Source organism: Paraburkholderia sp. SG-MS1, assembly GCF_012275575.1.
Taxonomy (GTDB): domain Bacteria; phylum Pseudomonadota; class Gammaproteobacteria; order Burkholderiales; family Burkholderiaceae; genus Paraburkholderia.
Genome location: NZ_NPIH01000085.1, coordinates 37,141 through 43,140 on the forward strand (window position 1 = coordinate 37,141; position 6,000 = coordinate 43,140).

4 protein-coding genes are annotated in these 6,000 nt (G+C 61.2%); all 4 read left to right on the plus strand.

Going from position 1 to position 6,000, the window contains the following annotated elements; genetic code table 11:
* The first annotated feature begins 505 nt into the window (after nt 1-505).
* On the plus strand, nt 506-1,003 hold the full coding sequence (locus CIC12_RS05805; protein ID WP_168663022.1) for a MaoC family dehydratase: 498 nt from the start codon (nt 506-508) through the stop codon (nt 1,001-1,003).
* A gap of 2 nt (nt 1,004-1,005) precedes the next feature.
* Complete coding sequence (locus CIC12_RS05810; RefSeq protein ID WP_168663024.1) at nt 1,006-2,742, plus strand: PHA/PHB synthase family protein; 1,737 nt, start codon at nt 1,006-1,008, stop codon at nt 2,740-2,742.
* A 128-nt stretch (nt 2,743-2,870) separates the two neighbouring features.
* Nucleotides 2,871-3,872: an AraC family transcriptional regulator gene (locus CIC12_RS05815; protein WP_168663026.1), complete on the plus strand. Its 1,002-nt coding sequence runs from the start codon at nt 2,871-2,873 to the stop codon at nt 3,870-3,872.
* 236 nt (nt 3,873-4,108) lie between these two features.
* On the plus strand, nt 4,109-5,911 hold the full coding sequence (locus tag CIC12_RS05820) for an acyl-CoA dehydrogenase (protein WP_168663028.1): 1,803 nt from the start codon (nt 4,109-4,111) through the stop codon (nt 5,909-5,911).
* Nucleotides 5,912-6,000 lie beyond the last annotated feature (89 nt).

The window sequence follows — 6,000 nt, forward strand, 5'->3', positions numbered from 1 at the left end:
GAGTGGGCCACTCAGCGCGGGAAATCCAGACCATTGATTTAACGAAACAATGCTCTTTGCACGCTGCGACGCCAGGTGCAAAAGTGAAATTTGAATTTCACTTTTGGGCATGCCGGAGCGATACGCCGATATCAATCGGATTCCTACCTTTCTCGACAAAAGCCGCAATCGCGGCTGTCGTCAGTGTCCTCTTAATGCATCCCAGAGCCGACCGGCTGCTCCATACAAGGGTTTATCCCCTCCGCCTCGAAGAGGGTGGCCGACTTTGTCAATAGATGGGCTGATTTAGGTAGTCGATTTACGTTGCGTCTGGACTACGATCGGCTCAACAGTTTTGCCTGCCGGAGCCTTCAGCACTCCCCGCGACGCGAACGCTGTCGATAGCGCCTCCCATCAGTGAGACGACACGATTGCGATCGGTTGGCCACGTTAGATGCGGCGCGGCGGCAGCATTTTCGGAAACAGACAGGGCCAGTCCATTCATTAACGATTAGCAGAGAAAGAGATGAACGAAATCGGTGGTTACGACATTGAAGACCTGGAAGCCGGCATGAGCGCGACCTATGCGAAAACCATCACGGAGACGGACATCCAATCCTTCGCGGCAGCATCGGGCGACAACAACGCCGTTCACATCGACGAGGCATTCGCGCGGACCACCCCGTTTAAAGGGTGCATCGCGCATGGGATGCTGACCGCAGGTGTGATTTCCGCGGCTCTCGCCGGACATCTTCCGGGCCCGGGCACCTTGTACCTCGGCCAGAATCTGCGTTTCAAGGCACCGGTTCGGCCTGGTGACACAGTGCATGCGACGGTGTCGGTGAAAGAACTGCAGTTGGAGCAGCGCCGGGTCGTGATGTCGACCGTGTGCACTGTCGGAGGAAAAGTGGTGATCGAGGGCGAAGCGGTCGTCATGGTCACCTGTCGCTCGCGGCGCCTTGCCGAATGCACGACCCGCGCTGAACCGTCTGCCAATGGCGTTCAATCAGACGAGGCGGTGTAATCATGTCGTTAAACGCCCCTACTGAATATCTGCAGGGATTCCTCGATTCCGGACCGCTGTTCTGGCGCGCCATGGCAAGCATGAAACCGAATGGCGACCATCGCGATCAGAATGCCACGCACGTCAAACCGGCGCCACTCGGAACACGACTCGCTCCGATGGCCCTGCTCGATGCGGTCTCGTCATACTGGCCACAGATCACGTCGGTCTGGACCCGCTCACTGGTCAGCACACTGGGCGCGCAAACCGAGCCCGTGATCGCCCCTAAGCGCAGCGACCGCCGCTTTCTTGCCGAAGACTGGCGCAACAATGCGTGGTACAGCCTGCTCAAGCAGACCTACCTGCTCAATGCGCGGCTTCTTGAAGAAGTGGTCGACGCTGCTGTACTAAGCGACAAGGACAAACAGAAGCTCGTGTTCTTCTCGCGGCAGTTGATCGACTCGCTCAGCCCCGCCAATTTCGTCGCGACCAATCCCGAGGCGCTCAAGCTCGCGTTCGAATCCAACGGCGACAGCTTGCGCCACGGTTTCACCAAACTGCTCGACGATATGCAGCGCGGCAACATCTCGATCACAGACGAGACCGCTTACGAGGTCGGGCACAATGTGGCGGTGTCGCAAGGCGCAGTCGTGTTCGAGAACGATCTGTTCCAGCTGATTCAGTACGCGCCCCTCACGGACCGGGTCGCCAAACGTCCCGTGGTGATCGTTCCGCCCTGTATCAACAAGTACTACATTCTCGATCTGCAGCCTGAGAATTCCTTCGTGCGCTTTGCCTGCGAACAGGGGATGACGGTGTTCATGGTGTCGTGGCGCAACCCTGATGCCGCCATGGCGCAGACGACATGGGACGACTATGTCGAACAAGGTGCGTTGACGGCCATCGACGTGGCGCGCACGATCACCCGCGCCGATCAGGTCAACGCCGTGGGGTGGTGTGTGGGCGGCACCATTCTGTCGTCGGCTGCGGCAATCTCGCGCGCTCGCGGCGAGGACAAGCTGGCCAGCATCACTTTGCTCACGACCATGCTGGATTTCGAAGAGCCCGGCGAGCTGGGCGTATTCATCGACGAAGCCGGCGTCGCTCAGCGTGAAAGCGCGATCGGCCGGGGCGGCATCTACTCGGGCAAGGAACTCGGGTTCACATTCCAGACTTTGCGGGCAAACGATCTGATCTGGCCTTACGTGATCGACAACTACCTGAAGGGCAAGTCGCCGATGGCATTCGACCTGCTGTACTGGAACGCCGACAGCACGAACCTGCCCGGCCCCATGTACACCTGGTATTTGCGCAACATGTATCTGGAGAACAACCTGTGCAAACCAGGGCGTTTGACGGTGTGCGGCACGCCAGTCGATCTCGGACACATCGATGCCCCGACCTACGTGCTGGCCACCGAGGAAGACCACATCGTGCCGTGGCAATCGGCCTATCGATCCACGCGACTCGTCGGCGGGCCGACCCAGTTCGTTCTCGGCGCGAGCGGCCACATCGCCGGGGTCGTCAATCCTGCATCGAAGAACAAACGAAGCTTCAAGGCCGGTGGTGATTCGAGCGGCGATCCGCAGGCGTGGCTCACATCAGCCGAAACACAGCCGGGCAGCTGGTGGACGCACTGGATCGAGTGGCTCAAGCCGCACGCTGGAGAATCGGTGAAGGCGCGCACGAAACCGGGCAGCGCCCTTCATAAGCCGCTCGAAGCGGCGCCGGGGCGCTATGCAAAGGTTCGTACGGCCTAGCGCCGCATCGGGGCGAGCGCGCCCGCCCTGTCGATACCCGTGAGCTTGCCGATAGGGCCAAACGGCGCCGAACGCTGCCGTACAATGGCGAACGTGGTGCACCGACATCAACGAGCCTCGTCAACGCCATGCATTCGCCCAGCGCCACCGTCCCGATCTCCCTCGTCAACGGCTTCCTTGCCGCGGCGGGGGCACGGCCAGGCCTGGTCGGCAGGTATCTGGACGAGGCGAGCATCTCCCCAGCGCTGCTGACCGAGCGTGGCGCGCGAGTCACGGAGGAACAGTTTTCAACGCTATACCGTGCGCTCGCCATCGAATTCGACGATGAAATGCCCGGCATCTTTGCGCGTCCGATGCGCAGCGGCACGCTGAAGTTTCTCTGCCTGAGCCTGCTCGACGCACCCAATCTGGAAACTGCCATGCATCGGTTCGGGCAGTTCTTTCACATCGTCCTCGACGATTTCAGGTTCGAATCGCGCAGGGACGGCCTGATCGCGAGCGTCGCCCTTCATCCCGATCCGTCATCGAACGTCAGCATGCTCGGGCAGCAGCTCATGTTAAAGCTCGCGCACGGCATAGCATCGTGGCTGATCGGTCAGAAGATTCCGCTGCTGCAAGTCGAGTTTGCGTTTTCCTGCCCGCCGCACATGGTGGATCATCTGTATCTGTTCCCCGGCCCGGTCCATTTCGACCGCGGGCAAACGCTGATGCGCTTTAGCGTTGGGTATTTCGACATGCCCATCCGCCAGCGCAAAACCAATCTGCGCAACTTTCTCGCGCGCGCGCCGGAAGACTGGATTTTCGTTTCCTTCAGCGAGCAGCTCACGAGCCACCGCGTCAGACAGTACCTCGCCGCCTGTTTGCCCGATGTGCCGACCATCGAAGAGGCCGCGCGCAGTCTGCACTGCTCGGTGCGCACGTTGTGCCGGCGCCTCGCCGCAGAGGACACTGCATTCCAGACGCTGAAGGACGAACTGCGGCGCGACATCGCGATCCAGCGACTCACCGGTACGCATGACGCCATCGCCGCGATTGCGGGGGATGTGGGCTTTGACGACCCTACCGCGTTTCATCGGGCTTTCCGGCACTGGACCGGCAGCACGCCAGGCGAATACCGCCGCCATCCCTGAGCGCCTGCTGCCGCCAATCGCACGGCAGCGCCGACACGTTGCCTCGCGCTACGAAGTAAGCGCATAGGCGAGCCGGCCGCTTCGCGAGTCTTGGCCGACTTTGTCAATACATGGGCCGATTTAGGTAATCGATTTACGTGCAAACGGGACTACGATCGGCTCACTGTTACCGCGCCGGCACGTCGACTCCGCCTCTGCCCGCGCTCCTTCTTCGATTGCATTTCTGGAAATCCATCATGAACTACACGGCACCCGTCAAAGACATGCTGTTTGTCATCAATGAACTCGCCCATCTCGATCGCGTATCGACGCTTGCTGGCTTCGAGGACGCTACCGCCGACACCGCGCAAGCGGTGCTCGACGAAGCGGCGAAGTTCAGCGCGGACGTGATTGCGCCGTTGAATGTCGAAGGCGACAGAAATCCGAGTATCTTGCGCGACGGCGAAGTGTTCGCCACGCCGGGCTTCAAGGAAGCCTTCCAACAGTTTGCCGAAGGCGGCTGGCAAGGCGTCATGCATCCCGTCGAATACGGCGGCCAGGGCCTGCCTAAACTGCTCGCGACACCTTGCATCGAGATGCTCAACGCTGCCAACCTGTCGCTCGCCCTGTGCCCGCTGTTGACTGACGGCGCGATCGAGGCGCTCCTGACAGCGGGCACCGACGCGCAAAAGGAAGCCTACTTGCCTAAGCTGATCTCTGGTGAGTGGACCGGCACGATGAATCTGACCGAGCCCCAGGCCGGCTCGGACCTGGCCCTGGTCCGCACGCGCGCCGAGCCCCAGGGCGACGGCACGTATCGCGTGTTCGGCACGAAGATCTTTATCACGTGGGGCGAGCACGACATGGCGAAAAACATCGTCCATCTCGTGCTGGCTCGCACACCGGCTGCGCCCGAGGGCGTCAAGGGCATCTCGCTCTTTGCCGTACCGAAGTTTCTCGTGAACGAAGACGGCTCGTTGGGCGAACGCAACGACGTGCATTGCGTGTCGATCGAACACAAACTCGGCATCAAGGCGAGCCCGACCGCGGTACTGCAGTTCGGCGATCACGGTGGCGCAATCGGTCAACTGATCGGCGAGGAGAATCGCGGCCTCGAATACATGTTCATCATGATGAATTCGGCCCGCTTCGGTGTGGGCGTGCAGGGTATCGCCGTCGCTGAGCGCGCGTATCAGAAGGCCGTTGAGTATGCGAAGGACCGCGTGCAAAGCCGGCCGGTGGATGGCTCCGCGAAGCAGTCCGTCGCGATCATCCAGCACCCGGATGTTCGGCGCACGTTGACGACCATGCGCGCGCTGACCGAGGGCTCGCGCGCCCTCGCCTACGTCGCCGCCGCGCACAGCGATATCGCGCACCGCCACGCGGACCCGGCCGTGCAGGCGGAACATCAGGCCATCTACGAATATCTCGTGCCGATAGTGAAAGGCTGGAGCACGGAAATCTCCGTCGAGGTGGCCTGCATGGGCGTGCAGGTTCACGGCGGCATGGGCTTCATCGAAGAGACGGGCGCAGCACAGTACTACCGCGACGCCCGCATCCTGACGATCTACGAAGGCACCACGGCAATTCAGGCGAACGATCTGATCGGGCGAAAAACCTTGCGCGACGACGGGGCGGTGGCGAAGGCCCTCCTCGCCCAGATCGATCGCACGCTGGGAGAATTGCGCGAGTGCGGGTCGTTCGCCTCCCACCCTGCATTCCGGTCGCTGCACAAGCGGCTGACGACAGGCCGCGAGGCGCTCGCGAACGTGGTGGAGTTCATGCTCGCCAATGCCAAAAGCGATCAGAATGCGGTATTCGCGGGCGGCGTGGCCTACCTGAAGCTGGCCGGCATCGTCCTTGCGGGCTGGCAATTCGCCCGTGCGCTGCTAGTCACCGCCCGCAAGCACGATGAGGATCAGTCGTTCTACGACGCGAAGATCGCCACCGCTCACTTCTTTGCCGATCACATCCTGACTCAGGCCGTCGCGCTCGAGGCATCCATTGTCAGCGCGAAGAACAACGAAGGCATGCTGGCGCTGAGTGAAGACCAGTTCTAAAGAAAAGGCATCACATCGTGTCAGACACAAGTCTCATTGAGCAGTACGGCCCACGCGAGTCGATGGAATACGACGTCGTGATCGTCGGC